Here is a 2,509-nt window from a genome sequence, read left to right as displayed (position 1 = left end):
GGCCAGTACCGGGTACTCGACCGCGTCGGCGACGGCGCCCGGCTGCAGCCGGGCGCGCCGCTGCTGACGCTCGAGGCGCCGACCCGCGGCCTGTTGACCGCGGAACGCACCATGCTGAATCTGCTGTGCCACCTATCCGGCATCGCCACTGCGACCGCGGCGTGGGTCGACGCCGTGCAAGGCACCAAGGCGCTGATCCGCGACACCCGCAAGACGCTGCCCGGCCTGCGGGCGCTCCAGAAGTACGCGGTTCGCGTCGGCGGGGGCGTCAACCACCGGATGGGCCTGGGTGATGCCGCACTGATCAAGGACAACCACGTCGCGGCGGCGGGATCGGTGGTAGCCGCGCTGCGGGCGGTGCGCACGGCGGCACCGGATCTGCCCTGCGAAGTCGAGGTGGATTCGCTGGAACAACTCGACGAGGTGCTGGCGGAACAGCCGGAGTTGGTGCTGCTGGACAATTTCCCGGTGTGGCAGACCCAGATCGCCGTGCAGCGCCGCGACGCGCGGGCTCCGGCAACCAAGCTCGAATCGTCAGGGGGACTAACCCTTGACAACGCTGCGGCGTACGCCGGCACCGGAGTCGACTACCTGGCGGTGGGTGCGCTCACCCACTCGGCCCGGGTGCTGGACATCGGGTTGGACCTTTAAGCGGCTGCCGGACGCCGCGAGAGTGCACAATTCGCGACGCAGCACGGCCGGGGTGCAGCCGACATGCTCGCGGACAACGCGGGTGAAATGCGCCTGGTCCGCGAAGCCGAGCGACGCGGCGATGTCGGCCAGCGTTGCCGTGTCGCGGTGCAACTGATCAAGCGCCCGGCTGACCCTTACCCGGTTGCGATACGTGGTCAGCGACACGCCCAACTCCCTGGGGAATGCCCTGCTCAACCGGTAGGGCGACGTGCCAAGCAGCTCTGCCAGCGGGAACAGCCCGCGCGCCGCCGGGTGGTCATCGTGGATCGCCGCCCGGGCCCGCTCCACGAGGAGCTGATCAGCGGGCACTGGCCGGTCAGCCACCGGTGTGCGGCGCCGGGCTGCGCGGTGCAGCGCGCCCGCCACCAGGTCCAGTAATTGCTCGGCAAGCAGATAGTCGATGTCAGACTGGGCAGCACTCAACAGCCGCCGATGCGCGAGTTCCGTCCGAGCGTCGACATACACCGTCGAGTGAACCCGCCCGGGCTCGCCGACGAGTTGCCACCAGGACGCGTCGCTCAGTTGGACCGACGTACACCGGTCGCCGCCGTGAGGGTGCGCGAAGTGCTCCTCTTCGCCTGGCATGCCGATGTAGCCGAGCGTCGGGTCCAGGTCCACCGGACCGTCGGCACCGCGCCGCCGAAACCGGCCCGAGCGCACCAATACCAGCCGGGCGCCGGTCGGACGCTCAACCGGCGACCAGCCCGCCCGCTCCGGCCGGCAACCCCAGCGATGCAGGCTGAACTGCGGCCGGACGACGAGGGTGACCGCGGACAGCACGGCGCGAGAGTAGCCCGTGGCTACGACAAGTGTCGGCAAGAATCGTCAAGACCCGGCCGCCTCCCGTCGGCAGGCTGCCGCTATGGCATCAATACAGATTCAGTTCGAGATCGACGTCGACGCCGACCGGGTATGGCAGGTGATTGGCGACTGGGCGAATGGCCCGGTAGCGATGGCCCGCGGCCATGTGGTGTCGTCGCAGGCGAACGGCGACCTCCGGGTGGTGACGTTCGCGAAGGGCACTGTGGCCCGCGAGCGTCTGGTCGCCCGCGACGAGGCCAGCCGCCGGATCGTCTACTCGCTGACCGGCGACGCCGTGCGACCCGCGCACGACAACACGGTCATGCAGATCATGCCCGACGGCGCGGAACGCTGCCGCATCCTCTGGACGCGTGACGTGCTGCCCGACGAGTTGGCCGAGCCGCTGCGCGCCGCGATGGAGCAGGCCGCCCCGATTATCAAGCGCACACTCGAGAAGGACTAGTCGGGCCCAGGCCTCTCAAGCGATGTCGGCGACAAAGATGCCCAGGCGGCGCGCCTGCATCCGGGCCAGCCACGGCAGCTCCTGCCCACCGGTGCCGGCAGGCAAGATCCGCGGATTGGTGATGTGTACTGATCGCCGCAGGAATTGCACGTCGGCCTCCCCGGCGGCCAGCACGTTTTTCACCCAGTCGGTTTTGCCATGGCCGAGCACAATCGCCAGTAAGTTGCCCTTGCGGTAGGCGGTCACGATCGTCTCGTAGGGTTTGCCGGACTTGCGGCCACGGTGTTTGATGAGCGCCGCACCGGGCAGATAACGCGCAAAAGGCTTGATGGCCGGGTTCATGTACTTGACCTGCCACCGTTCAAACCATGGCGGGAACATCATCGGGACGCCTGGAGCACTGTTGGGATGATCCTGTGCGGACATGCGGTCACTGTACCGGTCCGATATCCATTTGAACTGCCTGGGACAATGGTCAGCGTGAACGTGATGGCCCGCATCGACCTACGCGGCGCGCAGCTGTCGGCTGCCCGGCTGCGCGCGGCGTTGCCG

General features: G+C 68.4%; 4 protein-coding genes. 2 read left to right on the top strand and 2 right to left on the bottom strand.

What is annotated here, in order from left to right:
• Positions 1-651, top strand: a 651-nt coding sequence (gene nadC, locus ACFE99_RS24915) for a carboxylating nicotinate-nucleotide diphosphorylase (RefSeq protein ID WP_375489526.1), incomplete at its 5' end; no start/stop codon positions are given.
• Here the strand turns inward: nadC and ACFE99_RS24910 are convergent.
• On the bottom strand, positions 544-1,473 hold the full coding sequence (locus tag ACFE99_RS24910) for a helix-turn-helix domain-containing protein (protein ID WP_375489524.1): 930 nt from the start codon (positions 1,471-1,473) through the stop codon (positions 544-546). The genes nadC and ACFE99_RS24910 overlap by 108 nt on opposite strands.
• 82 nt (positions 1,474-1,555) lie before the next feature.
• Here ACFE99_RS24910 and ACFE99_RS24905 point away from each other — a divergent pair, with 82 nt between their 5' ends.
• Entirely contained in the window at positions 1,556-1,957 is a 402-nt protein-coding gene (locus ACFE99_RS24905; RefSeq protein ID WP_375489522.1) for an SRPBCC family protein, read from the top strand.
• Positions 1,958-1,972: 15 nt separating this feature from the next.
• Here ACFE99_RS24905 and ACFE99_RS24900 read toward each other — a convergent pair whose 3' ends face one another.
• Complete coding sequence (locus ACFE99_RS24900) at positions 1,973-2,383, bottom strand: nitroreductase family deazaflavin-dependent oxidoreductase (RefSeq protein ID WP_375489520.1); 411 nt, start codon at positions 2,381-2,383, stop codon at positions 1,973-1,975.
• Positions 2,384-2,509: the final 126 nt, after the last annotated feature.

Origin of the sequence: uncultured Mycobacterium sp. (genome assembly GCF_964249325.1) — a bacterium.
Taxonomy (GTDB): domain Bacteria; phylum Actinomycetota; class Actinomycetes; order Mycobacteriales; family Mycobacteriaceae; genus Mycobacterium.
This window is presented reverse-complemented; position numbering and strand designations above follow the sequence as displayed.